This window comes from Vitreoscilla filiformis, from assembly GCF_002222655.1.
GTDB classification, from domain to species: domain Bacteria; phylum Pseudomonadota; class Gammaproteobacteria; order Burkholderiales; family Burkholderiaceae_C; genus Ideonella; species Ideonella filiformis.
This window is the reverse complement of record NZ_CP022423.1, coordinates 391,517-416,431: the sequence shown is the minus strand read 5'-3', so window position 1 is coordinate 416,431 and position 24,915 is coordinate 391,517. Positions and strand designations below refer to the sequence as shown.

The following is a 24,915-nucleotide window of genomic DNA, read 5'->3' as shown; positions in this document are numbered from 1 at the left end:
GAAGCGGTGGCATCAGAGCGCAGGATGCCAAGGGGTGTCGATGCACGCCCGCAGCACACGCTCAAAATGTTCGGGGGGTTTGGGTTGCAGCACGTGGGCGGGGCGGGGCAGGTGCCAGTCCGCCAAGCGCGACAGCCAAAAGCGCAGCGCCGCCGCCCGGCGCAACCCGGGCAACAGCAGCCATTCCGCCCCGTGGGGGGGGCGTTCTTGGCGGTAAGCGTCGATCAGGGCTTGGGCGCGGGTGGGGTCGAGCTGGCCGCTGTCGAGGTCGATGCACCAGTCGTTCAGCACCACGGCCAGGTCGTAGGCGAAATGGTCGTGGCCTGCGAAATAAAAGTCGAACACCCCGCTGAGGCGTTCGCGGTCAGGCAGGCCATCGAACAAGGCGTTGTCGCGGAACAAGTCGGCGTGGACGGCACCAGCGGGCAGGCCGTGCGCCACCGCCGAGGCGCTCAGATGCTGCTGAAACACCAGCTCGTCACGCAACAGGGTTTGGCGGGCGGCGTCCAAGTAGGGCAGCACGGCGGGGGCGATGTGTTCACGCCAAGCCGGGCCGCGCAGGTTGTCTTGATGCAGCGGGAAGTCGGCCACAGCTTGGTGCATCCGCGCCAGCGTGGCACCCAATTGGGCGACATGGTGAACGTCCGGGGCTTCGACACTGTGGCCCGGCAGGCGATTCACCAAGGCAGCCGGTTTGCCCGCCACGCGGTGCACCAGCGTTCCTTCGGCATTCGCACGCGGTTCGGGCACGGGCAGGCCGCGCTGGGCCAGGTGCTGCATCAGGCGCAGGTAGTAGGGCAACTGGTCGGTTTCCAGCCGCTCGAACAGGGTGAGCACCCAGGCGCCGTCCTCGGTGGTGACGAAGTAATTGGTGTTTTCGATGCCGCTGCCGATGGGCTCGCAGGCTTGCAGGGGGCCGAGTTGCAGGGCCGCTAGCAAAGGGGTCACGTCGTCGGGGGTGATGGGGGTGTAGACCGCCATGGGAAATCCATCGATGCAGGAGAGTTGAGATTGTCACCCGCTTGGCCGATGGGGGCAGCGGGTCACAATCCGCCCCCATGAGCGACAAGACCTTGCTGCTGGTGGACGGCTCCAGCTACCTTTACCGTGCTTATCACGCCATGCCCGACCTGCGCGGCCCCGGCGGCGTGCCCACCGGCGCCATCCACGGCATGGTGGCGATGCTGCGCCGCTTGCCCGAGCAAGTCGGGGCGGCGCATGCGGTGTGTGTGTTCGATGCGCCCGGCCCGACCTTCCGCGATGCGTGGTATCCGCAATACAAAGCGAACCGTTCGCCCATGCCGGACGATTTGCGGGCCCAAATCGAGCCGATTCACGAGGTGGTGCGCCTCATGGGCTGGCCCGTTTTGATGGTGCCGGGCATCGAAGCCGATGACGCCATCGGCACCCTGGCGCGTGTCGGGGCGGCCAGCGGCCACCCGGTGGTGATTTCCACGGGCGATAAGGACATGGCCCAGCTTGTCACCCCGCAGGTCAGCCTCATCAACACCATGACGAACGAGGCGCTGGATGAGGCGGGCGTTCTGGCCAAATTCGGCGTGCGCCCGGATCAAATCATCGATTACCTGACTTTGATCGGCGACACGGTGGACAACGTTCCCGGCGTGGCCAAAGTCGGCCCGAAGACGGCGGTGAAGTGGCTGGCTGAACACGGTTCGTTGGATGCCATCGTCGCAGCGGCGGGCAGTTTCAAGGGCGTGACGGGCCAAAACCTGCGCGATGCACTCGACTGGCTGCCCCAAGGCCGGCGCCTCATCACCATCAAAACCGATTGCGAGTTGGGCGAACACATCGCCGGCTGGCCGGAGCTGGAAGGCTTGGCGCTGCGCGAGGTCGATCGCGTCGGGTTGGTGCAGTTTTACGGGCGTTACGGTTTCCGAACCTGGGGGCGTGAGTTGCAGGCTGAACTGGTGGCCGAGGGCGTTGAGGTGCCCCCCTCTCCCCAACCCCTGTCCCATGAGGGGAGAGGGGCTTTGCCCAGCGCTCAGGCCGCTGCAACAGAGCAACCGGCCTTCCCCCCTCTCCCCTTGTGGGAGAGGGCCGGGGAGAGGGGGGCGGATGCCGGAGCAGACGCGGCCCCCCCGCCCATGACCTTGGCGCCCGCGTACGAAACCATCTTCACCCTGGCGCAGTTGGACACCTGGCTGACCCGCCTGCGCGCCGCGCCCTTGGTGGCGCTGGACACCGAAACCGATTCGCTCGATGCGATGCGCGCCCGGATCGTCGGCCTCAGTTTTGCGGTCGAGCCGGGACGGGCGGCCTACGTGCCCACCGGACACAACTACGCCGGTGCCCCCGAGCAATTGCCGTTGGACGAGGTGCTGGCCCGCCTGCGCCCATGGCTGGAGGACGCCAGCGCCCACAAAATCGGCCAGCACATCAAATACGACTTGCATGTGTTCGCCAACCACGGTGTGACGGTGCGCGGCTACGTTCACGACACGCTGTTGCAAAGTTATGTGCTCGAAGCTCACAAGCCGCACAACCTGGAAAGCCTGGCCCAGCGCCACCTCGACCGCCAAGGCCTGAGCTACGAAAGCCTGTGCGGCAAGGGCGTGAACCAGATCCCGTTCGCGCAGGTGGACATCGAGCGCGCCACCCCCTACAGCGGCGAAGACAGTGAAATGTGCTTGCACCTGCATGCCACGCTGTTCCCACAAATCACCGCCGATGCGGGGTTGCGCCGCGTCTACGAAGAGATCGAAATCCCCGCCACCGAGGTGCTGCTGCGCATGGAGCGTCATGGCGTGCTCATCGACCCGGCCAAACTGGCCGCGCAAAGCCAGCAACTGGCCCAGCGCATGATCCAGCTTGAGCAAGAGGTCTATCAGATCGCCGGCCAGCCCTTCAACTTGAACAGCCCGAAACAGGTGGGCGAAATCCTGTTCGGCAAACTCGGCCTGCCGGTGAAAAAGAAAACCGCCAGCGGCGCCCCGTCCACCGACGAAGAGGTGTTGCAGGAGTTGGCGGCGGACTATCCGCTGCCAGCCAAACTGCTGGAAAACCGCAGCCTGGCCAAACTCAAAGGCACCTACACGGACAAGCTGCCCGGCATGATCAACCCCACCACGGGCCGGGTACACACCCACTACGCGCAGGCGGTGGCGGTGACGGGGCGTTTGTCCAGCAACGACCCGAATTTGCAAAACATCCCCATCCGCACGGCGGAAGGGCGCCGGGTGCGCGAGGCTTTCATCGCCCCGCCAGGCTGGGTGATGGTGAGCGCGGACTACTCACAAATCGAGCTGCGCATCATGGCGCACCTGAGCGAAGACCCGGGCTTGCTGCGTGCCTTCGAACAGGGTTTGGATGTACACCGTGCCACCGCTGCCGAAGTGTTTGGCATCGCGCCCGAGGCCGTGTCGAGTGAGCAGCGCCGCTACGCCAAAACCATCAACTTCGGCCTGATTTATGGCATGGGTGCGTTCGGGCTGGCGCAAAACCTGGGCATCGACCAGAAAGCAGCGCGCAGCTACATCGAACGCTACTTTGACCGTTTTGCCGGCGTGAAGCGTTTCATGGAGGCCACAAAAGCGGCGGCGGTGGAACAAGGGTATGTCGAAACCGTGTTCGGGCGGCGCTTGTGGTTGCCGGAAATTCAAGGTGGCAGCGGCCCGCGCCGGGCAGCGGCCGAGCGCCAGGCCATCAACGCGCCGATGCAAGGCACGGCAGCCGATCTCATCAAACTGGCCATGATCGCCGTACAAAAAGCACTCGACGCCGAGCAACGCGCCACGCGCATGGTGATGCAAGTTCACGACGAACTGGTGTTCGAAGTGCCAGCCGCCGAAATCGACTGGGCGAAAGAAGCCGTGCCGCGCCTCATGGCCGGGGTGGCCGATTTGCGCGTGCCCTTGCTGGCCGAAGTGGGCATCGGCGCCAACTGGGACGAGGCGCACTGACCATGGCCAAGCTGACCAAGGACGAGGTCAAAGCCAAAATCAAAGCCAAGATGAAGCGGCTGGCGCCTGCTGGCCAACTCATGCTGGGGGACACGTCGGCGCGTCTGGTGGGCATGATGATGGGGCTGTATCACCACATCATTGGCCGTTGGTTCCCGCCCAAGCTGCGCATCTTGTTTTCACCGCACGAGCAGTGGCAGCCGATGCTGCAAAAAATGTTCAAGCGGTCGGGCTACAAAGTGTCGTTCGGGCCGATGACGCCGGAAAACGTGCGCAACAACGACCTGATCATGCCCCTCGACCAAGAGTCGCTGGAGAGTTTGGCGCCGCTCAGTGCGTACTTGGCCAGCAGTTTGCTGCCGCCGCCCAGCCCCGCCACCGTGGCGCTGTGCCACGACAAAGTGGCCAGTTGGAGCCTGCTGCACTCCTGCGGGTTCGACCGGAACTTGCCAGCCATCGGCGCCGATTTGGAGCCGCCGTTTTTCATCAAACCCCGGCGCGGCAGCAATCCCGACGATTACCACATCATCCACTCTCTGGAAGAGGCCGCAGAAGCGGCGGAGTTGATCAAGGATCGAGATCATTACTGCCAAGCGGCGCTGCCGGGCCGCCGACTCTATTCGGCCAACATCCTGTTCCGCGAAGGGCGCATCGCCTACATGGTCACGGTGGTGTACCACTTGGTGGACGATTTGGCGGTGCATGGCCAAGAGGGCGCGGTGCGGTTTCACCGGCTGGGCCTGAACCTCCACGCCACCGTTTTCACCGACATGCTGCGCTCACTGGGCTTCGAAGGCCTGTGCAGCATCGACTACAAAACCACCTTGCGCGGCCCACCTCGGGTGCTGGAAATCAACCCCTTCATCAGTGACGGCCTGGTGCGCTACTTTCCGTACTTGTTGCGGCACTTGGACTATGACGCTTGGCCGGGGGCGCATCCGGCTTTCCAGTCCAGTTCGGGGCGGGTCAGCGGGCGTTGAGGGGGCTGGCGCTGGCCGCTGTCGGGTGGCCGACAGCAGCGTGCAGGCCCGACAAGTGTTTGCGGCAGGCGCTCTGAAAGACCTCGTGGGCGCAGTCGTTGCATCGGCCGCATTGGGTGGCCACGCCGGTGTCGAATTGGAGGGCGTCGAAGGTCATGGCGCCGTCGCGCACGGCGGCGGAAATGTCGCGGTCGGAAACGCGGCGGCAGACACAAACGATCATGATGCGGCACCCTGTAACTGTGTGGACGCCGCGATTCTGAACTAAACGGGAATTATTCTCAATTGCCGTGCAAGTTCTGGGGCTTTCAGGAGCCCGTGCCCATTTGCGATTGCAGCCAATTCTGCTCGCCGACTTGCGCCACCAAATCGATCTGGGTTTCCAGGTCGTCGATGTGTTCTTCGGTGTCGTCGAGGATGTGCTGGAAGATGTCACGCGAGACGTAGTCACGCACGCTTTCGCAGTAGGCGATGGCTTCCTTGAGCAGCGGGTGGCCGGTCATCTCGATCTTCAGATCGCAGTGCAGCACCTCGATGGCGTTTTCGCCGATGTAGAGTTTGCCCAGGTCTTGCAGGTTGGGCAGGCCTTCGATCATGAGGATGCGCTCGATCAGCTTGTCGGCGTGTTTCATTTCCTCGATCGATTCTTCGTACTCGTGCTTGGCACGGTGCATCAGGCCCCAGTTTTTCAGCATGCGGGCGTGCAAAAAGTACTGGTTGATGGCGGTGAGTTCAAGCTTCAACTGGGCGTTGAGGTAGTCGATGACCTTGGCGTCGCCTTTCATGGCTGCTCCTTCGTATGCACCCAGGGTGCGGGGTTGAGGATGGAAGTGCGGCGATTGTGGCGGTGGGTTGCGTCGAACGACACCTCTGTCCGCCACAAACCCCGCTGCGGCGCTCGAATCGCGAATCAATGCTGTTTGCGCAGGTGGCTCCAGCGGGTGAGGCTCCATTGCACGGCGTCATCCACCACGATGAAGATCACGGGGATCACCAGCAAGCTCAAGAATGTCGAGGTGATGAGCCCGCCGATCACCACAATCGCCATCGGTGAGCGAAAACTCGGATCGACGCCAATGCCCAGCGCAATCGGCAGCATGCCCGCGCCCATCGCCAAGGTGGTCATGACGATGGGGCGGGCGCGTTTGCCGCAGCCGTCCAGCAGGGCGTCCCAGCGGCTCAGGCCGTGCTCGCGCCGCGCCAGGATGACGTAATCGACCAGCAGAATCGAGTTCTTGGTGGCGATGCCCATCAACATGATCATGCCGATCAGCGAGGGCATGGACAGCGCCGTGTGCGTGGCAAACAGCGCCAAAAACGCCCCCGGTACGGACAGCACCAGCGCCGCCAAAATCGTCACCGGCTGGACGAATTGCTTGAACAGCAGCACCAGCACCGCATAAATGCACAACACGCCAGCGGCCATCGCCAAGCCGAAGCCGTTGAACAGGTCGGCCATCGCTTCGGCGTCGCCCACGGAGGTGCGGCTGACGCCGGGCGGCAACTCGCGCAGGCTGGGCAAGGCCAGCGCAGCGGCTTCCACATCCCCCAGCGGCTGGCCGTTCAGCTCGATCTCAAAATTGACGTTGCGTTGCCGGTCATAGCGGCTGACTTCGGTCGGCCCGCTGGCCAAGGTGAGCGTGGCCACGCTGGACAAGGGCACCGGCCCGCGTGCCCCCGGCACGGGCAAACGCGCCAACAACGCCAGGTCTTGGCGCGCTTCGGGCGGCAAACTGACGACGATGGGCACTTGGCGCTGGGCCAGGTTCAGCTTGGCCAAGGCTTGGTCGTAGTCGCCGGCGGTGGCCACGCGCAGGGTGTCGGCGATGGCGGCGGTGGTGACGCCCGCGTCGGCCATGCGTGCAAAGTCGGGCCGAATGACGAGTTCCGGGCGTTGCAAGCTGGAGGTGGACGTGACCGCCCCAATGCCCGGCAGCGTGCGCAACTCGCGCTCGACCTGGGCGGCGTGGCGGATCAGGGCGTCGCCTTCCTCGCCGGCCAGCACCAGCACATATTTGTCGTTCGAGCCGCCCAGACCCACCTTCACCCGCGCCCCCGGGATGGCTTGCAGTGCCTCGCGCAGCTCGCCCTCAATGGCTTGTTTGGACAGGCCAGGGCGGTCATCACGGTGCGTCAGGTTGAGGGTGAGGACAGCTTTTTTCACATCGCCGCCCGTGCTGGGGGCAAAGGGATCACCGCCAGCGGCACCCCCGCCGATGGCGGTGTAAATCTGGCGCACTTGTTTGTGGCCCGCGACGATGTGCCGGGCTTGTTCGGCGCTGGCCAAGGTGTCGCGGAAGGTGCTGCCGGGGGGCAGTGTCAGCGTCACTTGGGTTTGTGAGAGGTCGTCCGGCGGAATGAACCCCGTGGGCAGCATCGGCACCAGCATGAAACTGCCGACGAAAAACACCGCCGTGGCCAACAAGGTGCGCCAGCGGTGGTGCAAGCAGGCGGCGGCCCAGCGCTCGTAAAGCTGCAACCAGCGCGGGCGCTCGTGCGGATGGGCCAGCGGTTGGAGCACATACGCCGCCATCATCGGCGTGAGCATGCGCGCCACAACGAGCGAGAAAAACACCGCCACCGCCGCTGTCCAACCGAATTGAACGAAAAAGCGCCCGACGATGCCCGTCATGAACGCCGTGGGCAGGAACACGGCAATCAGCGTGAACGTGGTGGCGATCACCGCCAGGCCAATTTCGTCGGCGGCCTCCATCGCCGCTTGGTAGGGCGTTTTGCCCATGCCCAGGTGGCGCACGATGTTCTCGATTTCGACGATGGCGTCGTCCACCAAAATCCCGACCACCAGCGAGAGCGAGATCAGCGTCACGCCATTCAGCGTGAAGCCCAGCAGGTGCATCAAGCCGAACGTCGGGATGATGGACAGGGGCAGCGCCGCTGCCGCCACCAGCGTGGCGCGCCAGTCGCGCATGAACAGCCACACCACCAGCACCGCCAGCAGGGCGCCTTCGTACATCAGCTTCATGGAGCCGTCGAAGTTCTCGGCCACCGGATCGACGAAGTTGAACACCTCGCTCACGGTGATGTCCGGGTGCTCGGCGCGCAACTGTTCGAGCGCGGCGCGCACGCCGGCGGCCACTTCCAGCTCCCCCGCGCCCCGCGAACGGCTGACCTCAAACGCCACCACCGGCTGGCCATTGTTCAGCGCGGCGGAACGCTGTTCGGCGACGGTGTCGGTGAGGGTGGCGATTTGATCGAGGCGCACATGGCGGCCATCGGGCAGGGCGATGTCCATCGCCGCCAGCTCGGCTACGCTGGCCACGGTGGCCAGGGTGCGCACGGCTTGTTCGGCGCCGCCCAGGTCGGCCCGGCCCCCGGCGGCATCTTGTTGAATTTGGCGCAACGGGCGGGACACGTCCGCCGCGCTGACGTTCAAAGCCAGCAGCCGCGCCGGGTCAAGCTGGATGTGAACCTGGCGCGTCACCCCGCCCACGCGGTTGACGGCGCCCACACCGCGCACCGCCAGCAGCGCTTTGTTCACGGTTTGATCGACGAACCAGCTCAGGGCCTCGTCGTCCATGCGCTGGGACGCCACCGTGTAAGTGAGGATCGGTTGGCCGGACAGATCGACCTTGGACACGATCGGGTCGCGCAGATCGCCCGGCAAATCGGAGCGCACGCGAGAGACGGCATCGCGCACATCGTTCACCGCTTCGGCGATGGGTTTTTCGAGGCGAAACTCCACCGAGATCGTCGCCATGCCGTCCACCAAAGTGGTGTAAATGTGCTTGACGCCTTGCAGGGTGGCGATGGAGTTTTCGAGTTTGCGTGCCACCTCGGTTTCGAGCTGGGCCGGTGCCGCGCCGGGCAAGCTGGCGCTGACCACGACCATCGGCAGTTCGATGTCCGGAAAGTTCTGCACCTTCATCGCCCGAAAGCCCAGCAAGCCGGCGAGCGTGAGCAGGACGAAAAACAGGATGGCGGGCGTCGGGTTGCGGATCGACCAAGCGGAGACGTTCATCGACCGGCTCCCGATGCGGCGTTGGGCACGACCTTGACCTTGTCGCCCTCGCTGAGGAAGGCGCCGCCGCTGGCGACGAGGCGCATCGTCGGGGTGACGCCGGCGAGGATTTCGATCCGATCTCCCACCCGGCGCCCGACGCGCACTTTGATGGCGTTGACGCGGCCATCGTCCCCTACGCGCAGCACGAGCGGGAAACCGTCGCGCAGCACCACGGCGCTTTGCGGCAGGGTGAGGGCGGCGGTGGGAGCGAACTCAAACTGACCTCGGGCGAACATGCCGGCCCGGGCGGGACTGCCGGGGGGCAGATCGACGTACACCAACCCCATGCGGTTGGCGGCATCGACCGTCGGGGCGACTTGGCGCAGCGTGCCGTTCAGGGTGTCGCCGGAGGGCAGGGTGAGGGTGGCGCGCACGCCGGGGGTCAAACGGGCCAGTTCGGCGGCGGGGACTTCGGCGCGCCATTCGAGCCGCTCGCGCCGGATCAAGCGCATCAACTCCTGCCCCGTGCCCGCGAAACTGCCGATGACGGCGGTGCGGGCGGAGATCACGCCATCGTCGGGCGCCACGACGCGGGTCTGGGCCAGGCGCAGCTCGTCGGACTGGATGCGAGCCTGCACAGCGGCCAAGCGCGCTTGAGCCGTTTGTTCGACGGTGTAGCTCTGCTGGGCTTGCTGGGCGCTGATGAGGCCGCTGGGCTGCAACTCACGGGCGCGCTGGGCGTTAGCGCGGGCTTCGGCGAGCACGGCCTGGGCTTCGGCGAGGTTGGCGCGGCTTTGGGCCAAGTCGGCTTGAACCGTGTCGGTGGCGAGGCGGGCGAGGAGCTGGCCTTTTTTCACCTTGTCCCCGACTTGCACCAGAACGTCGGTGAGCCGCCCGCCGGCGCCTTCCGCGCTGATGACGGCCTCTTGCCAAGCGCTGATGGTGCCCGTGGCGGGCAGTTGTTGCGGCCAGGTTTGGGCCAGCGGGGTGATGACGCTGACGCTGAGGGCGGCTCGGGTGGCGGTGGATGCGGCTGATTGCGCCCAAATGCTGGGGTTACTCCACCCCATCAACCCCAGCAAGAGGCTGAACGAAAGAAGACGGTGATGAACTCGCATGATGCTCCCTGTGTTGTGAGAATTATGGCCAGGGGGCACGTGTCCAACATGCTGTATGAAATTCCTGTCCTCATTGCTGGTGCTGCGATTTCTGCCAGTTTGTTGCTGCCTGAATTGCAGGCTGTGGTGCCTGTGATGTCCTGGGGGCTGGCAGCCAAGATGCTGTTCACTGCATGGGTGGTGTATGGGTTGGGGTTGGCGTGTTGGTTCAGCACGTTGATTCGCCATCGGGTGATTTTTGCGGGCTTGTGGGCGCTGAATGGGTATTCGCTGGTGGCCCTTGCGTTGAAATTGGCGGGTATCGGGTGGTGAGCGGGCAAGTGCCCTAGCATCGCCCGCATGACGTTGTTTGATTCATCGCTTCCCGATCTTCCTGCCGGTGTGCTGGCTCGGCTGGATGACCTCATCGCGCAAGGGGGCCGTCGTTTGCTTGGGCTGGTTGGGCCACCGGGGGCGGGTAAATCCACCTTGGCACTGGCATTGCACCGGGCTCGACCGCAGGCGACGTGCGTCGTGCCGATGGATGGTTTTCATCTGGCGCAATCCGAGTTGGTGCGGCTGGGCCGCGCTGATCGCAAAGGCGCGCCGGATACCTTCGACGCTGCCGGTTTCATCCACCTGCTGCGCCGCCTGCGAGCCCAGCCGCAAACGGGCGAAACCGTTTACACCCCCGAGTTCCGGCGCGATCTGGAAGAGCCCGTGGCAGGCGCGTTGGCGGTGGCGCCTGAGGTGCCCGTGTTGCTGGTCGAAGGCAACTACCTGTTGTTGGACGACCCCGCCTGGGTCGGCGTGCGCCCGTTGCTCGACGCTTGTTGGTGGGTGGCCGTGGATGACACCTTGCGGGTCGAACGGCTGGTGCGGCGCCACACCCAATTCGGGCGCAGCGTCGAAGCCGCACGGGCGTGGGTGGCGCGCAGCGACGAAGCGAATGCGCGCCTCATCCAAACCAGCGCCGGGCGGGCGGATTGGGCCGTGGCATGGGGCACCTGATCACGGCATCCACACCGTAAAACTCGCACCCGCCCCGGGCCGGTTCTCCACTTCGATGTGGCCGCCGAACCGCTCCACCAACGTGCGGCTCACCCACAACCCCAAACCCGTGCCGGCGCCGTGCTGTTTGGTGGTGAAGAACGGTTGAAACAGCTTGTCCAGATGCTCGGGGGGAATGCCCGGCCCGGTGTCGCTGATGGTGAAGGCCACGCCGGGGCGCCCGTCGGCGGCGGTTTGGTCGCGCACGTGTACGCTCAACACCCCTTGCTCGGGCATCGCTTGCAGGGCGTTGACCAACAAGTTCACCAGCACTTGCTGCAACTCGTTGCGGCTGGCGTGCAGGGTGCGCGTGGCGCTGCATTGCTGTTCCACCGCAATCCGGCTGCGGCGCAGCAAGTGGCCCACCAGCAGCAAACAATCTTGCACCACAGCGGCGGGCAAGATGGTGTCCACCTGGCCGGCGTACTCACTCGGGCGCGAAAACTGCAACAGCTTGGCCACGATCAAGCGAATGCGCTGCACCTGCTCACGGATCAGGCTGATCTCATCGCGCACCGGGCGCGCATGGTCGCCCAGGCGCTCGCGCATCAAATCCAGGTTGCCTTGAATCACCGCCACCGGGTTGTTGATCTCGTGCGCCACCCCGGCTGTGAGCTGGCCAATGGCGGCGAGCTGCTCTTGGCGAATCATTTGCCGTTGGGCGGTGCGCAGCTCGGTGAGCGCCGCTTCCAGCTCGCCGGTGCGGGTGGCCACTTCGGCATCCAACGTCGCCCCGCGCTGGCGCAGCTCGCGGGTTTGATCTTCGAGGCGCGTCAGCAGGCGGTCGAAGTGCTCGGCCAGGGCACCCAACTCGTCCGCCCGGCGCGGCAACTGCACCCGCGCCGACAGCGAACCCGCCTCCACCTCACTCATCACCTGGTGCATGCGCTCCACCGGTCGGATGAGCGAGAGCGACAAACGCCGCGCCAGCCACAGCCCCACCGCCAACATGCCGATGAACACCCCCAGCACCAAGGTCTGCGCCCCACGCCGGGCGCTGGCGAACGGCGCTTCCAAAAATCCCACGTACAACATGCCGACGCGCTGCTCACGGCTGTCCATCAACGGCAGGTAGCCGGAGACGTACCAATCCCGCACGACGAACGCCCGGTCGTGCCAGCGCTCGCCGCGTTCCAACACCGCCTCGCGCACCGCTGCGGACACGCGAGTGCCCATGGCCCGATCCCCTTCGGGCAGGCGCACGTTGGTGGCCACGCGCACATCGCCCAAAAACACCGTGGCGGTGCTGTGGCTGCCCCCCAACAACACCCCCGGCGGGTAGACGATTTCATTCAGATGATCCACAAACCCCGTGTTGCGGTTGAGCAGCACACCCCCGACCAACACCGCCTGCACGGTGCCGTGGGCGTCATGCACCGGCGCGGCGCTGTGAACCAGCAGGCCGCGTGCTTCTTCGGCGCGGGCATCGGGCACCGCATTGGCCGTGGGTTGCAGCGGGATGCGGGCGGTGTGCGCCAACGCCGGTGAAAGGGCGGCCAGTTGCGCTGCGCTGAACACGTCCAGCTCTGTGCGCGAGCCGCCCGCGCTGGCGGCATGCACCACGGCCCAAGCACCGTAGCTCTGCACCTGGGCCTGTGGATCGGTGCAGCGCAGCACCTGACCGTCAGGGGTCAGCAGGCAGACAAAGTCCAGCCGATGCTGGTGTTGATGGCGTTGCAGCAACTCGCCCAGGGCTTCAGGGGCTGTCGGGTGGGGCAACTGGCGCACCAGGGCCGCCGAATCGGCCAAGGCGCTGACGCTGCGCCCGGTCACGTCCATCACGCGCTCGAAGTAGTTGGCGGCGGTGGCCAGGTCGGCGCGGACTTTTTGGATCAGCAGGCGGTCGTAAGTCGTGGCGCTGAGGTAGAGCACCAGCACCAGCAGCGGCCCGGCGATCAGCACCGGCAACACCCCCAGCATCAACAGTTGGCGCCGAATCGACGCCCAGCGCAGCAGCGGCCAGCGTTGTTCGAGGCGCTCCCAGCCGGTGCGCCAGGCCGTCACTGCACGCCCCAGGCCAGGCACTTGCGCTCCAGCGTTTTGCGCGAAATGCCCAAGCGGCGCGCCGCCTCCGACTTGTTGCCCCCGCACACGCCCAGCACATGCAGGCAATGGCGCTTTTCCACTTGGTCGAGAGGTTCGTGGGTGTCGCTGCTGGGCGGAGTGGGGGCGGCAGGGGGCATGGTGGTGGCGCAACCGTCGTGGCAGAGGTAGCCCATGATGAGCGAGCGCTCCACCAGGTTTTTCAGCTCACGCACGTTGCCGGGCCAGTCGTAGGCTTGCAAGCGGTGCAGGCAGGCGGTGTTGATCTCGATGGGCGGCAAACCCAGTTGCTGCGCCAGCTCGCGCACATAGTGGTGAATCAACATCGGCACGTCTTCCGGGCGTTCGCGCAGTGGCGGCAGGCGGCACTCCACCACGCGCAGCCGGTGGTACAGATCGGGCCGGAAGCGCCCGGCGGCCACTTCTTCTTCCAGCGAACGGTTGGTGGCCGCCACCACGCGCACATCGACTTCCTGCTCCTGCTCGCTGCCCACCGGGCGAATGCGGCGTTCTTCCAGTACGCGCAGCAGCCGCGCTTGCAGGGCCAGCGGCATTTCGGCGATTTCGTCCAAAAACAGCGTGCCGCCACGGGCGTAGAGAAACAGCCCTTCGCGGGCGCTGGTGGCGCCGGTGTACGCGCCGCGCACATGGCCGAACAGTTCGCTTTCGATCAACTCGGGGGCGATGGCGGCGCAGTTCAGCGGCACAAACGGCCCGCGCCCGCGTGGGCTGAGGCCCTTTGCTATCACATGGAGGTGCCCGACCTACAAACGGCCCGCGCCCGCGTGGGCTGAGGCGGTGCAGGGCGCGGGCGGCCAGTTCCTTGCCGGTGCCAGACTCGCCCAACAGCAGCACCGTCGAAGGCAAGGGCGCGATGCGGCGCAGCAGCGTTTGCAACTGCTGGATCGCCGCCGATTCACCGACGTAACCCACCGCCTCCGCCGCCAGCCCCGGCACTTGGCGGCGCAGCAGGTAGTTTTCGCGCAGCAAGCGTGAGCGGTCCAAGCAACGCTGCACCGCGTTCAGCACTTGGGCGAGCGAGAACGGTTTGAGCAGGAAATCGGAGGCGCCGGCGCGCAGGGCGTCGATGGCGGTGTCCAAGTCGGCATAGGCGGTCATGAGGATGACTTCGCCGGTGTGGCCTTGCTCGCGCAGCTCGTGCAGCCACTCGATGCCGGAGCGGCCCGGCAGGGCGATGTCCAGCAAGATCAGGTCGTGGTGGCGCTGCGCGGCCAGCGGCACCGCTTGTTCGACGCTGCCGGCGGTGTCCACCCGCGCCCCCCGGTCACTCATGGCGCGTTGCAGGAAGCTGACCATGCCGGGCTCATCGTCCACCACCAACAGGTGGGTGCCTTGCCAGTCGCTGAACGGGGGGGCGGCGCAGTCGGGTCGGGTCATGGTGGACAGAATGTCTCGCTGGATGGGCGGCGGCTGGGCCACATGGGTCGAAATGACCCGTTATAAACTGAACTTTATTACGATATAAGTCATTGATTCTACTCATGAAATACGAAAGACCCTGAATGGCACAGGGTCTGCTAGACGGTGCGCTACGTTCTCCTACAACAAGGATGCACCGGAGATGGCTTCCCCCACCCACACCCCCCGCAGCGCGGAGCCTGCCCAGGTCAGCCGGCGGCAGTTTTTCAAGATCAGCGCCGCAGGCATCGGCGGCACCAGCATGGCTTTGCTGGGCGTGGCGCCGCAAATGGCCCACGCGGAGGTGCGTCAGTACAAACTGACCCGCGCCAAGGAAGTGCGCAACACCTGCACCTATTGCTCGGTGGGTTGCGGCCTACTGATGTACAGCTTGGGCGACGGCGCCAAGAACGCCAAGGCCGAAATCATCCACATCGAGGGCGACCCGGATCATCCGGTGAGCCGAGGTGCGCTGTGCCCCAAGGGCGCGGGTTTGCTGGACTTCATCCACAGCCCCGGTCGCCTGAAGTACCCCGAAGTGCGCGAAAAGGGCTCGAACGAGTGGAAGCGTATTTCCTGGCATGAGGCGGTGGAGCGCATCGCGCACCACATGAAGACCGACCGCGACGCCCACTTCGTCGAGAAGAACGACGCCGGCGTGCCGGTGAACCGCTGGCTCACCACGGCGATGCTGACGGCTTCGGCTTCGTCGAACGAAACCGGGATCATCACGCAGAAGTTCATGCGCTCGCTGGGCATCATCGCCACCGATGCGCAGGCCCGCGTGTGCCACGGCCCGACGGTGTCGGCACTGGCCTCGACCTTCGGGCGCGGCGCGATGACCAACTCCTGGGTGGACATCAAGAACGCCGACTTCATCCTGGTGATGGGCGGCAACGCGGCGGAAGCGCACCCGGTCGGTTTCCGCTGGGCGATCGAGGCCAAGAAGCAGCGCGGCGCCAAGTTGGTGGTGGTCGATCCGCGCTTCAACCGCACGGCGGCGGTGGCGGACATGTATTTGCCCATCCGCGCCGGGGCAGACATCCCCTTCCTGGGCGGCGTCATCAACTGGCTGGTGGCCAACGACAAAATCCAGTGGGACTACGTCAAGGCGTACACCAACGCCAGCGCGATCATCAACGAAGGTTTCAGCTTTGAGGAAGGCTTGTTCAGCGGCTACGACGCCGACAAAGGCAAGTACGACCGCGCAAGCTGGAGCTACGAGCTGGACGGCAAGGGCAACATCAAAACCGACCCGACGCTGGAGCACCCGCGCTGCGTCTGGAACCTGATGAAAGCCCACTACGCCCGCTACACGCCGGACGTGGTGGCCAACCTCACGGGCACGCCCAAAGAAGGTTTCCTCAAGGTCTGCGAGCTGCTGGGCGAGACGGCGGTGCCGGGCAAGGTTGGCACCATCCTGTATGCGCTGGGCTGGACGCAGCACACGGTGGGCGCGCAAAACATCCGCACCATGGCGATGATCCAGCTCTTGCTGGGCAACATCGGCATGCCGGGCGGCGGCGTGAACGCACTGCGCGGGCACTCGAACATCCAGGGTTTGTCGGATTTGGGGCTGCTGTCCACCGCGCTGCCGGGTTATTTGACGCTGCCCAACGAGGCCGCGCACCCGACCTACGCCGACTACATCGCCAAAACCACACCCAAGCCGCTGGCCGATGGCCAGTTCAACTACTGGGGCAACACGCCCAAGTTCTTCGTCAGCCTGATGAAGTGGTTCTGGGGCGACAAGGCCACCAAGAACAACCACTGGGGCTACGACTGGCTGCCCAAGTGGGACAAGCTCTACGACGTGCTGCACATCGTCGAGCTGATGCACCAGGGCAAGATCAACGGCTTCGTGGTGCAGGGCTTCAACCCGCTGGCCTCGTTCCCCGATGCCAACAAGGTGCGCGAAGCCTTCGCCAAGCTGAAGTACATGGTGATCATCGACCCGATTGCCACCGAAACGTCGAGCTTCTGGCGCAATGAAGGCGAGTCCAACCCGGTGGACACGGCCAAGATCGACACGGAAGTCTTCCGCCTGCCTTCGACCTGTTTTGCGGAGGAAGACGGCGCCATCGTCAGCTCCGCACGCTGGTTGCAGTGGCACTGGAAGGGCGCCGAGCCTCCCGGCGAAGCCAAGGGCGACCAAGAAATCATCGCCGAGCTGTTCCACGCCCTGCGCGAGCTGTACAAGAAGGACGCCGAAAAAGGCACGGCCAAGGGCGCCGAGCCCATCCTCAACCTGGCGTGGCCGTACCGCGACCCGAAGAACCCGACGCCCGAAGAACTGGCCAAGGAACTCAATGGCCGTGCGCTGGCGGACATCCCCGACCCGAAGGACAGCACCAAGTTCCTGGCGAAAAAGGGCGAGCAACTGCCCGGCTTTGCCACGCTGCAAGACGATGGCAGCACGATGTGCGCCTGCTGGATTTTCTCGGGCAGTTGGACGCAAGCCGGCAACCAAATGGCCCGGCGCGACAGCACCGACGTGGGCCTGGGCAACACCCCCGGCTGGGCCTGGAGCTGGCCGGCGAACCGGCGCATTCTTTACAACCGCGCCTCGTGTACGCCAGCGGGCAAGCCGTGGGACGCGAGCCGCAAGCTCATCGCTTGGAACGGCGAGAAGTGGGCCGGCATCGACGTGCCCGACTTCAAGGCCGATGCCGCGCCCGACACCGGCATGAACCCCTTCATCATGAACCCGGAGGGTGTGGGCCGGCTGTTCTGCGTGGACAAGCTGGTCGATGGCCCGTTCCCCGAGCACTACGAGCCGATGGAAAGCCCCATCGGCACCAACCCGCTGCACCCCAAGGTGGTGAGCAGCCCGGCAGTGCGCATCTTCAAGGGTGACAAGGCGCGCCTGGGCACGCACAAAGAGTTCCCCTACGTGGGCACCACCTACCGGCTGACGGAGCATTTCCAGTTCTGGACGAAGTCGGTCAAGCTGAACGCGATTGCCCAGCCAGAGCAGTTCGTGGAAATCAGCGAACAGTTGGCCAAGGAAAAGGGCGTGGTGCAGGGCGATTGGGTGAAGGTCAGCTCCAAGCGCGGTTTCATCAAGGCCAAGGCCGTGGTGACCAAGCGCGTGAAACCGCTGACGGTGAACAACCAAACCGTTCACCAAATCGGCATTCCGCTGCACTGGGGTTGGGAAGGCGTGGCCAAGAAGGGCCACCTCACCAACAACCTGCCCCCCGCCGTGGGCGACTGCAACACGCAGACGCCTGAGTACAAGGCCTTCTTGGTCAACCTCGAAAAAGCCTGACGAGGAGTCACATCGCCATGGCATTGCAATCTTTGGACATCCTGCGCCGCTCGGCCACCACCACGCCGACGCCGCAGGCCCGCACCACCACCGAAGTGGCCAAACTCATCGACGTGACCACCTGCATCGGCTGCAAAGCCTGCCAGGTGGCCTGCTCGGAGTGGAACGACATCCGCGAGGACGTGGGTTCCAACATCGGTGTGTATGACAACCCGACCGACCTCTCCGCCCAAGCCTGGACGGTGATGCGCTTCGCCGAAGTGGAAGACGAGGCCGGCAAACTCGAATGGCTGATCCGCAAGGACGGCTGCATGCACTGCGCCGACCCCGGTTGCTTGAAGGCTTGCCCGTCGCCGGGCGCGATCATTCAGTACAAGAACGGCATTGTGGACTTCCACGAAGAAAACTGCATCGGCTGCGGTTACTGCGTCACCGGCTGCCCGTTCAACGTGCCGCGCATCTCCAAGCAAGACAGCAAGGCCTACAAGTGCAGCCTGTGCTCGGATCGTGTCGCCGTGGGCCAGGAACCGGCTTGCGTGAAAACCTGCCCGACCGGCGCCATCACCTTCGGCTCCAAGGAGGACATGAAGGAAGTCGCCGCCACGCGCATCGAAGACCTGAAGAGCCGGGGCTACGCCCAAGCCGGTTTGTACGACCCGCAAGGCGTGGGCGGCACGCATGTGATGTACGTGCTGCACCACGCGGACAAGCCGCAGCTCTACAGCGGCCTGCCCAAAGACCCTGGCATCAGCCCGATGGTGTCGGTGTGGAAGGGCATCACCAAGCCGTTGGCGATGCTGGGCCTGGGCGCGCTGGCCGTGGGCAGTTTGTTCCACTACATCAGCAAGGGGCCGAATGAGGTCTCGAAGGACGTGGAAAAAGAGATCGAGGACGAAGACCGCGCCGAGGCATCCGCCCAGACAGGCAAGAACGGCAAGAAGGAGCAGCGAGCATGATCCGCGACCCGAAAGACCTCAAGCGCTACACCGCCAGCGAGCGCCTCAACCACTGGACGGTGGGCATGAGTTTCATCCTGCTGGCCATTTCGGGGCTGGCGTTCTTCCACCCGGCGTTCTTTCCGCTCAGCACGTTTTTGGGCGGGCCGGTGTGGGCGCGCATCCTGCATCCTTACATCGGCGTGCTAATGGCGGGTGCGTTCTTCATCATCTTCATGCGCTTCAAGCACCTGAACACGCTCACGCCCGTGGACAAGGAATGGCTGAAAAACGCCCACAAAATGGTGGACGGCAACGACCACGACATGCCCGAGCAAGGCAAGTACAACGGCGGCCAGAAGATGATGTTCTGGGGCTTGGCAGTGTGCATGCTGTTGATGACGCTGTCGGGCGTTCCGCTGTGGCGCGCATGGTTTCACTTTGACGTGACGATCGTGCGCTTGGCGGCGGTGGTTCATGCCGCAGCGGGCGTGACCATGATCGGTTTGATCATGGTGCATGTGTACGCGGCGATCTGGGTGAAGGGCACCATCCGCGCCATGTGGTACGGCACGGTGACCCGCGCTTGGGCCAAACAGCACCACCGGGCGTGGTATCGCCAAGTGACGGGCAAGTGAGCGTTGGTGTTGCGTGCCCCCTCTCCCCGGCCCTCTCCCACGAGGGGAGAGGGAGATCGGCTTGCAACAGTCAACGCTCACACCGACGGCCACCCTAAAGCCCCTCTCCCCTTGTGGGAGAGGGGTTGGGGAGAGGGAAACACCGCCCTCACACCCCAAACTCAACCCATGACTCCAGCCCTGTTCCCCCAACCCACCACCGAGCCCGACCTCTGCGCCGATGACGGCCTGCCCGCCACCCAACGCCTGCCCGTGCTGCGCCACAGCACGGCGGGCGGCCTGCTGGCGGTGCAGGATGCGGTGATCGAGGAAGTGCCGGTGGCGCTGGTGTTCAACGGCGTGTCGCATGCTGTGATGCTGGCCAGCCCGGTGGATTTGGCCGATCTGGCACTGGGCTTCGCTTTGAGCGAAGGCATCCTCACCCACCCGGCGCAGCTCTACGACCTGGACGTGTCCCCCAGTTGCGACGGCCTGAGCGTAGAAATGACGATTGCCACGCAACGCTTCGTCGCCCTGAAGGAGCGTCGGCGCAACCTGGCCGGGCGCACCGGCTGCGGGCTGTGCGGGGTGGACAGCCTCTCCGCCGTACACCGCATTCCAGCCGGCAGCGTGCCAGCTCCGCTGCTGCCCGCGCCGACCCCGCTGGCGCTGGATGCCGCGCTGCACCAGCTTCGCCCGCATCAAACCTTGCACCAGCAAACCGGGGCGGCGCACGGAGCAGCGTGGGTGTCGCCGGCTGGGGACATCCTTTGCCTGCGTGAAGACGTGGGCCGTCACAACGCGCTGGACAAACTCATCGGCGCCCTGGCGCGGGCGGGCACGTCGCTGCGCGAAGGCTTTGTGCTCGTCACCAGCCGCGCTTCTTACGAGATGGTGCAAAAGGTGGCGTGCGCGGGCGGGCACACGCTGGTGGCCGTGTCCGCGCCGACGGCGCTGGCCGTGCGCCAAGCCGAAGCGGCGGGCGTGCTGCTCATCGGTTTTGCCCGCCCCGGCCAGTGGAGCGCCTACACCCAAGCCGAACGGCTGGTGTTGGCGCAGCCTTCTAATTGACGAATGTTGAACGTTTCCGAACGGTTTTCCCCATGAGCGCACCCGCGAACTTTGTCCTGCCCTCCACCGTGGCGCCGCCCACTTGGCTGCCGCCGCGTGCCGGGCTGTTTGGCGAGCGTGCGGCGCGTCTGCGCCACTTGGCCGCCACGCATCCGATGGGCGCTTGGCTGCGCGCCGTGGCCCAGCTTTGTGACGCGCAACAGCACCTGGATGGCACCCTCGGCCCCGTCAGCGGTGCCTTGAGCGAGCTGCCGGTCGTCCATGCCGCGCTGGTGCAAACCTTGTCTGAGGGCGAAGGCCGCGCCTTGGCACAGGGCCTCACCCTGAGCTTGGATGCGTTGAGCGAGCGCGCCCAACGCCTGCTCGCCTACACCCACGCCGACCCCGACGCCAGCGGCCCGCAAGACCGCGCCGATCTGCTGTTGGGCGCCAGCCTGCAACTGCTGTTCACCGCCGTGGCGCGTGGCACGCCCGTCAACCCGGTGCAAAGCCCCGTGCCGGGCGAACAGCGTTGCCCGTGCTGCGGCAGCGTGGCCCATGCCGGGGTGGTGCTCACCGCCGATGGCAAAGCCGGCCTGCGTTACCTGGAGTGCAGCCTGTGCGCCACGCGCTGGCACGCCGTGCGTGCCCGCTGCTCGCTGTGTGACAGCCCGCGTGAAGTCGAATACCGGGGCCTGGAAGGCGCCCACCCCAGCGTGCAGGCCGAAACTTGCGACGCCTGCCACGGCTACGTCAAAACCCTGTTCCGCGACAAAGACCCACACGCCGACCCGCTGGCGGACGATCTGGCCACGCTGGTGCTGGACGTCTTGGTCGGCGAGGCCGGTTATGGGCGGGCGGCACCGTGCTTGCTGCTCATCTCTGGGGGCCCCACGCAGGTTTGACACCAGAACCCGCTGTTTTAGGGGGAGATTGTTGACAGTGTTGCCATGAGCTTGGTCTGTCTTTTTTAGGCGGTCAAGTCACAATCAAACGGCACTTCAGCTTGGTTGTGGACGCCCACGGGGTGGGCCGGCGAGGCTGAAGAGGCGTTTGAACATGTCGCCATCTAGCCGCTCGTTTTTCGTGAAGCCGGTCACCCGCCGGCAATGGCTCCAGCTGTCAACCGCAGCAGGCGCTGCGGGAGTGTGGGGCTTGGGTGGATGTGCGCCGTATCCGCTCATGCCCCTGCGCATTGGCGCGCATCCGTGGCCTGGGTATGAGCTGCTGTATTTGGCACGCCAGCGTGGCCAGTTGGATCCCCAGCAGGTGCGCCTGATCGAGTTTCCTTCGGCCTCGGCCAGTTTGCGGGCGTTGGCGGTGCGCTCCATCGAAGGGGCCGCGCTGACACTCGATGAAGTGCTGCTGGCCCGCTCACGGGGTATCGACCTCACCGTTGTGGCGGTGCTCAATGAGTCACGCGGGGCGGACGTGGTGCTGGTGCAGCCCGGATTGCAAGCACCAGGCGCTTTGCACGGCAAGCGTATCGGCGTGGAGTCCAGCGCCACCGGCGCCCTCATGCTGGATGCCTTCTGGCCCGTCAAGGCTTGGCCCCCCGAGACGTGCAGATGGTGGCGTTGAACATTGAAGTTCACCAAGACGCTTTTTTACGCGGCCAAGTCGATGCCCTTGTAACCTATGAGCCAGTGCGAACGCAGTTGCGTCAAACCGGTGCGGTGCAAGTGTTTTCCAGCGCGGACGTGCCCGGCACCATCATCGACACCCTGGCGATTCGCACCGCATGGTTGGCCAGCCATTCTGCTGCCGTAGGTCACGCGGTGTCGGCGCATTTCTGGGCATTGGCGCAGTGGCAGCGCCACCCCGAGCACTGTGCGCCCCAGATTGCACCGCGATTGGGCCTGAATCCGGAAGCGGTTCTGGCCAGTTATGCCGACATCGCCTTGCCCGATGTTCGGGCCAACCGAGCTTGGTTGGCGCCTGGGTTGGGGCGCATCCACCCGTTGGCCCGCCAGTTGGTGGCTACCATGCGGCGGGCCGACATCCTGAATGTTTCCCCAGAACTGAGTGGATGGGTCAGTGATGCGTTCCTGCCCGCTGTTCATGAACAAGATGGGTAATGCCGTGACCATGCCAGACCCTTTGCCACCTCCGACGGCTTCGCGAGCACCCTACCGGTCTTTGCGTTGGCAAATTCCCTTGGGAATGTTGGTGTTCGCCTTGGTGGGCATGGGCGTGCTGCTGTGGCAAGCACTGGGGCGAACCGAGCAGCATTTGTGGCACGAACTGCGTCAACAGGCTCAGCATGAGTTGGCGCGGTTGAGTGTGTTGTCTGAACGCATGGCGCCGGCCTCAGACAAACTGTTGGACGAGCTGCTGGTACACGCCATGGCCGACCCGCGTGTGGTGCATGCCGTGGTGCTGGATCCCCAGGATCGGGTGCGAACGTCCACGCAACTCAGCCAGCGCCTGGTGCCTGCGTCGCAACTGCCTGAGTGGTTCGACTTGAACTGGCTGCACACGCTGAAACCAGGAGGCGATGCGCAATGGCGTGAAGATGCCGACCGCCATGTTTTGGTGATTGCCCAGGCGTTTCCTTGGCCGGTGTCGGGTGCCGGGTTGCGCTCCAGTGAGGCGGGTCGCATCCAGATCACCTACGACGCCACCCTTCCTTTTGCTGTGGCCCGACGGGTGGCCTTGGTCGATCACCTCTACGACGCTGCGCTGCTGGTGATGATGGCGCTGTTGCTGTCGTGGGTGCTGGATCGGTGGGTGCTGAGGCCGCTGTCCACGCTGCGCCAAGCGGCCGATGCGCTCGCTCAGGGGGACTGGACGCACCGCGTGCCGAACATGCCCGTGGATGAATTGCAGTCGCTCGCGCTGGGTTTCAACAACATGGCCACCGAACTGGTGCGGCAGCTTCAGCAGCGCCAAGCCAGCGAGCAGCGCTTGGCCGAGTTGATCCAGTCGGCGCCAGACGCCATCGTGACCGTGCGCGAAGACGGCACGATCGACGGTTTTAACCAAGCTGCGGAAAACTTGTTTGGGTATCGGGCAGCGCACATTCGGGGGCAGCCCTTGGCGGTGCTGTTGCCCGAAGGGGCGGCCACCGCGCACGATCAGTATGTGCGTTGCTTCGCTGGGGAGCGTGAAAACCACCGCGCCCGGCGCATGAGTCGGGATCGTGTGGTTTCTGGGCGGCACCGCGACGGGCACTTGCTGATGCTGGAGGTTGGGATCTCACGCATCCGAGGGGAGGATGGTTCTTGGCGCTTCACCGCTGTGGCGCGTGATGTGTCTGAGCGGCACCGCATGGATGCCGAGCTGGCCCGCTACCGTTTCCATTTGGAAGAGCTGGTGGCCGAGCGCACCGAGGAGCTGGCGCGCTCACGCGATGTGGCGCAGTCGGCAGCACGGGCCAAGAGCGAGTTTTTGGCCAACATGAGCCATGAAATTCGCACGCCCATGAATGCGGTGCTGGGGTTGAGCCACCTGATTCGCCGGGGTTCGTCACCCCAGCAGCGCCAGTGGTTGGATCAACTGGATGGCGCCGCCCAACACCTGCTGACCCTGTTGAACGACATCTTGGATTTTTCCAAGATCGAGGCGGGCAAGTTCCGGTTGTCCCTGCACGATTTCGTGGTGCGCGAGTGGCTGGCGCAGTCTTGCCGAATCTTGGACGAGCGTGCGCACGCCAAAGGCGTGGAACTGACGTACCAACTCGATCCCGAACTGCCGCCCGCGTTGCACGGGGACGATGTGCGGCTGCGCCAAGTGCTCGTCAACCTGATGGGCAATGCGATCAAATTCACGGAAGTGGGGGCGGTGTCGGTGCGGGTGCTGCGCGGTCGGGGCGATGCAGCGGGCTCCAACAGGGTGACGCTGCGCTGCGAAGTCGAGGACACCGGCATTGGCATGACCGTCGAGCAGCAGACCCGGCTGTTTCAAGCGTTTGAGCAGGCCGATGGTTCAACCACGCGGCGTTTTGGCGGCACCGGTTTGGGGTTGGCCATCAGCCAGCAGTTGCTGCGCTTGATGGGCGGTGTGCTTCAGGTGCGCAGCACGCCGGGGCAGGGCAGTTGCTTTTGGTTTGAGGTGTCACTGGCCCTGGCTCAGGCGGAGGCGGTTCGGGAGGGCGTGAGGCCGGTATTGGTACCCCCGTTCCCTCAGGAGGCGCCGGATGCACCGCCGCCACCGCCGCCGCCCTGGGCGCAGGGGCGGCGTGTGCTGTTGGTGGAGGACAACCCCCTCAACCAAGAAATCAACGCCCAGCTTCTGGGGTTGCTGGGCTTGGCGGTTGAAGTGGCGGACGATGGCCAGCAAGCCGTGGCCTGTTTGCAAGCGAGTTCGGCGTTCGACGTTGTGCTGATGGATGTGCAGATGCCTCGCATGGATGGGTTGGAAGCGACCCGCCGCATCCGCCAACTGCCTGCGCACCGTCACACGCCGATCATCGCCTTGACGGCCAACGCTTTTACCGAGGATCGCCAGCACTGTTTGGAGGCCGGTATGGATGATTTCTTGGCCAAACCCGTCGATCCAGATGCACTGGCCCAGGCCCTGCAACGACAACTGACACGCGAACACCCTGCCGAGTTGGCACGGGTTTAG

The 24,915-nt window shown here is 65.0% G+C and carries 19 protein-coding genes and 1 pseudogene; 12 read left to right on the top strand and 8 right to left on the bottom strand.

Features of this window, described 5'->3' with window-relative positions; all coding sequences use genetic code 11:
* Nucleotides 1-12: 12 nt before the first annotated feature.
* A complete protein-coding gene (locus VITFI_RS01925) occupies nucleotides 13-981 on the bottom strand; it encodes a homoserine kinase (protein ID WP_089415572.1) in 969 nt (322 codons plus the stop codon).
* Nucleotides 982-1,058: 77 nt separating this feature from the next.
* Between VITFI_RS01925 and polA the strand changes: the two genes are divergently transcribed.
* The gene (polA, locus tag VITFI_RS01920; protein WP_089417918.1) at nucleotides 1,059-3,923 is read left to right on the top strand and encodes a DNA polymerase I; all 2,865 of its coding nucleotides are present in this window, start codon (nucleotides 1,059-1,061) and stop codon (nucleotides 3,921-3,923) included.
* A 2-nt stretch (nucleotides 3,924-3,925) separates the two neighbouring features.
* The gene (locus VITFI_RS01915; RefSeq protein WP_089415571.1) at nucleotides 3,926-4,903 is read left to right on the top strand and encodes a hypothetical protein; all 978 of its coding nucleotides are present in this window, start codon (nucleotides 3,926-3,928) and stop codon (nucleotides 4,901-4,903) included.
* Here VITFI_RS01915 and VITFI_RS01910 read toward each other — a convergent pair.
* The 4 genes from VITFI_RS01910 to VITFI_RS01895 all read right to left on the bottom strand — a co-directional run bounded on the left by VITFI_RS01910 (nucleotide 4,890) and on the right by VITFI_RS01895 (nucleotide 9,982).
* On the bottom strand, nucleotides 4,890-5,126 hold the full coding sequence (locus VITFI_RS01910; protein WP_089415570.1) for a (2Fe-2S)-binding protein: 237 nt from the start codon (nucleotides 5,124-5,126) through the stop codon (nucleotides 4,890-4,892). The genes VITFI_RS01915 and VITFI_RS01910 overlap by 14 nt on opposite strands.
* 85 nt (nucleotides 5,127-5,211) lie before the next feature.
* Nucleotides 5,212-5,688 (bottom strand): bacterioferritin, encoded by a 477-nt coding sequence (gene bfr, locus VITFI_RS01905; RefSeq protein WP_089415569.1) that lies wholly within the window; start codon nucleotides 5,686-5,688, stop codon nucleotides 5,212-5,214.
* Between the two features lie 125 nt (nucleotides 5,689-5,813).
* Nucleotides 5,814-8,882 (bottom strand): efflux RND transporter permease subunit, encoded by a 3,069-nt coding sequence (locus VITFI_RS01900; protein WP_089415568.1) that lies wholly within the window; start codon nucleotides 8,880-8,882, stop codon nucleotides 5,814-5,816.
* Nucleotides 8,879-9,982: an efflux RND transporter periplasmic adaptor subunit gene (locus tag VITFI_RS01895; protein WP_089415567.1), complete on the bottom strand. Its 1,104-nt coding sequence runs from the start codon at nucleotides 9,980-9,982 to the stop codon at nucleotides 8,879-8,881. The genes VITFI_RS01900 and VITFI_RS01895 overlap by 4 nt, the downstream gene beginning before the upstream one ends.
* A 48-nt stretch (nucleotides 9,983-10,030) precedes the next feature.
* Between VITFI_RS01895 and VITFI_RS01890 the strand changes: the two genes are divergently transcribed.
* Nucleotides 10,031-10,294, top strand: coding sequence for a hypothetical protein (locus VITFI_RS01890; RefSeq protein ID WP_157725520.1), 264 nt, complete (start codon nucleotides 10,031-10,033; stop codon nucleotides 10,292-10,294).
* Between the two features lie 27 nt (nucleotides 10,295-10,321).
* Nucleotides 10,322-10,972 carry a nucleoside/nucleotide kinase family protein gene (locus VITFI_RS01885; protein WP_089415565.1) on the top strand — a complete coding sequence of 217 codons (651 nt, stop codon included), beginning with the start codon at nucleotides 10,322-10,324 and terminating at the stop codon, nucleotides 10,970-10,972.
* On the opposite strand, the gene VITFI_RS01880 is transcribed toward VITFI_RS01885, so the two are convergent.
* From VITFI_RS01880 to VITFI_RS18845, 3 genes and pseudogenes are all read right to left on the bottom strand, one after another.
* A complete protein-coding gene (locus VITFI_RS01880) occupies nucleotides 10,973-13,036 on the bottom strand; it encodes a sensor histidine kinase (RefSeq protein ID WP_198301574.1) in 2,064 nt (687 codons plus the stop codon). It abuts the gene before it with no gap.
* Nucleotides 13,012-13,803 (bottom strand): sigma 54-interacting transcriptional regulator, encoded by a 792-nt coding sequence (locus tag VITFI_RS18610; protein ID WP_198301573.1) that lies wholly within the window; start codon nucleotides 13,801-13,803, stop codon nucleotides 13,012-13,014. Before VITFI_RS18610 ends, VITFI_RS01880 begins: the two co-directional genes overlap by 25 nt.
* A gap of 43 nt (nucleotides 13,804-13,846) precedes the next feature.
* Nucleotides 13,847-14,347, bottom strand: a pseudogene (locus tag VITFI_RS18845) (sigma-54-dependent transcriptional regulator); the annotation flags it as partial.
* A 289-nt stretch (nucleotides 14,348-14,636) separates the two neighbouring features.
* Here VITFI_RS18845 and fdnG point away from each other — a divergent pair.
* The 8 genes from fdnG (at nucleotide 14,637) to VITFI_RS01835 (ending at nucleotide 24,915) form a co-directional block, all read left to right on the top strand.
* On the top strand, nucleotides 14,637-17,744 hold the full coding sequence (gene fdnG, locus VITFI_RS01870; protein ID WP_089415564.1) for a formate dehydrogenase-N subunit alpha: 3,108 nt from the start codon (nucleotides 14,637-14,639) through the stop codon (nucleotides 17,742-17,744).
* Between the two features lie 17 nt (nucleotides 17,745-17,761).
* A complete protein-coding gene (gene fdxH, locus VITFI_RS01865; RefSeq protein ID WP_089415563.1) occupies nucleotides 17,762-18,700 on the top strand; it encodes a formate dehydrogenase subunit beta in 939 nt (312 codons plus the stop codon).
* Nucleotides 18,697-19,317 carry a formate dehydrogenase subunit gamma gene (locus VITFI_RS01860; RefSeq protein ID WP_089415562.1) on the top strand — a complete coding sequence of 207 codons (621 nt, stop codon included), beginning with the start codon at nucleotides 18,697-18,699 and terminating at the stop codon, nucleotides 19,315-19,317. The genes fdxH and VITFI_RS01860 overlap by 4 nt, the downstream gene beginning before the upstream one ends.
* A 168-nt stretch (nucleotides 19,318-19,485) precedes the next feature.
* On the top strand, nucleotides 19,486-20,367 hold the full coding sequence (gene fdhD, locus VITFI_RS01855) for a formate dehydrogenase accessory sulfurtransferase FdhD (RefSeq protein ID WP_089415561.1): 882 nt from the start codon (nucleotides 19,486-19,488) through the stop codon (nucleotides 20,365-20,367).
* A gap of 32 nt (nucleotides 20,368-20,399) precedes the next feature.
* Nucleotides 20,400-21,251: a formate dehydrogenase accessory protein FdhE gene (locus VITFI_RS01850; protein WP_089415560.1), complete on the top strand. Its 852-nt coding sequence runs from the start codon at nucleotides 20,400-20,402 to the stop codon at nucleotides 21,249-21,251.
* Nucleotides 21,252-21,528: 277 nt separating this feature from the next.
* On the top strand, nucleotides 21,529-21,927 hold the full coding sequence (locus tag VITFI_RS01845; protein ID WP_089415559.1) for a type 2 periplasmic-binding domain-containing protein: 399 nt from the start codon (nucleotides 21,529-21,531) through the stop codon (nucleotides 21,925-21,927).
* Nucleotides 21,915-22,424, top strand: coding sequence for an ABC transporter substrate-binding protein (locus VITFI_RS01840; protein ID WP_089415558.1), 510 nt, complete (start codon nucleotides 21,915-21,917; stop codon nucleotides 22,422-22,424). The genes VITFI_RS01845 and VITFI_RS01840 overlap by 13 nt, the downstream gene beginning before the upstream one ends.
* 85 nt (nucleotides 22,425-22,509) lie before the next feature.
* Entirely contained in the window at nucleotides 22,510-24,915 is a 2,406-nt protein-coding gene (locus VITFI_RS01835; protein ID WP_198301571.1) for a hybrid sensor histidine kinase/response regulator, read from the top strand.

Coding starts and splice junctions, on each gene's coding strand:
- VITFI_RS01895 (WP_089415567.1), bottom strand. CDS start 9,982: ATGCGAGTTCATCACCGTCTTCTTTCGTTCAGCCTCTTGCTGGGGTTG.
- VITFI_RS01915 (WP_089415571.1), top strand. CDS start 3,926: ATGGCCAAGCTGACCAAGGACGAGGTCAAAGCCAAAATCAAAGCCAAG.
- VITFI_RS01890 (WP_157725520.1), top strand. CDS start 10,031: ATGCTGTATGAAATTCCTGTCCTCATTGCTGGTGCTGCGATTTCTGCC.
- fdhD (WP_089415561.1), top strand. CDS start 19,486: ATGACTCCAGCCCTGTTCCCCCAACCCACCACCGAGCCCGACCTCTGC.
- fdnG (WP_089415564.1), top strand. CDS start 14,637: ATGGCTTCCCCCACCCACACCCCCCGCAGCGCGGAGCCTGCCCAGGTC.
- fdxH (WP_089415563.1), top strand. CDS start 17,762: ATGGCATTGCAATCTTTGGACATCCTGCGCCGCTCGGCCACCACCACG.
- bfr (WP_089415569.1), bottom strand. CDS start 5,688: ATGAAAGGCGACGCCAAGGTCATCGACTACCTCAACGCCCAGTTGAAG.
- VITFI_RS01900 (WP_089415568.1), bottom strand. CDS start 8,882: ATGAACGTCTCCGCTTGGTCGATCCGCAACCCGACGCCCGCCATCCTG.
- polA (WP_089417918.1), top strand. CDS start 1,059: ATGAGCGACAAGACCTTGCTGCTGGTGGACGGCTCCAGCTACCTTTAC.
- VITFI_RS01860 (WP_089415562.1), top strand. CDS start 18,697: ATGATCCGCGACCCGAAAGACCTCAAGCGCTACACCGCCAGCGAGCGC.
- VITFI_RS01925 (WP_089415572.1), bottom strand. CDS start 981: ATGGCGGTCTACACCCCCATCACCCCCGACGACGTGACCCCTTTGCTA.
- VITFI_RS01835 (WP_198301571.1), top strand. CDS start 22,510: ATGTTGGTGTTCGCCTTGGTGGGCATGGGCGTGCTGCTGTGGCAAGCA.
- VITFI_RS01850 (WP_089415560.1), top strand. CDS start 20,400: ATGAGCGCACCCGCGAACTTTGTCCTGCCCTCCACCGTGGCGCCGCCC.
- VITFI_RS01910 (WP_089415570.1), bottom strand. CDS start 5,126: ATGATCGTTTGTGTCTGCCGCCGCGTTTCCGACCGCGACATTTCCGCC.
- VITFI_RS01885 (WP_089415565.1), top strand. CDS start 10,322: ATGACGTTGTTTGATTCATCGCTTCCCGATCTTCCTGCCGGTGTGCTG.
- VITFI_RS01840 (WP_089415558.1), top strand. CDS start 21,915: ATGGTGGCGTTGAACATTGAAGTTCACCAAGACGCTTTTTTACGCGGC.
- VITFI_RS01845 (WP_089415559.1), top strand. CDS start 21,529: ATGCCCCTGCGCATTGGCGCGCATCCGTGGCCTGGGTATGAGCTGCTG.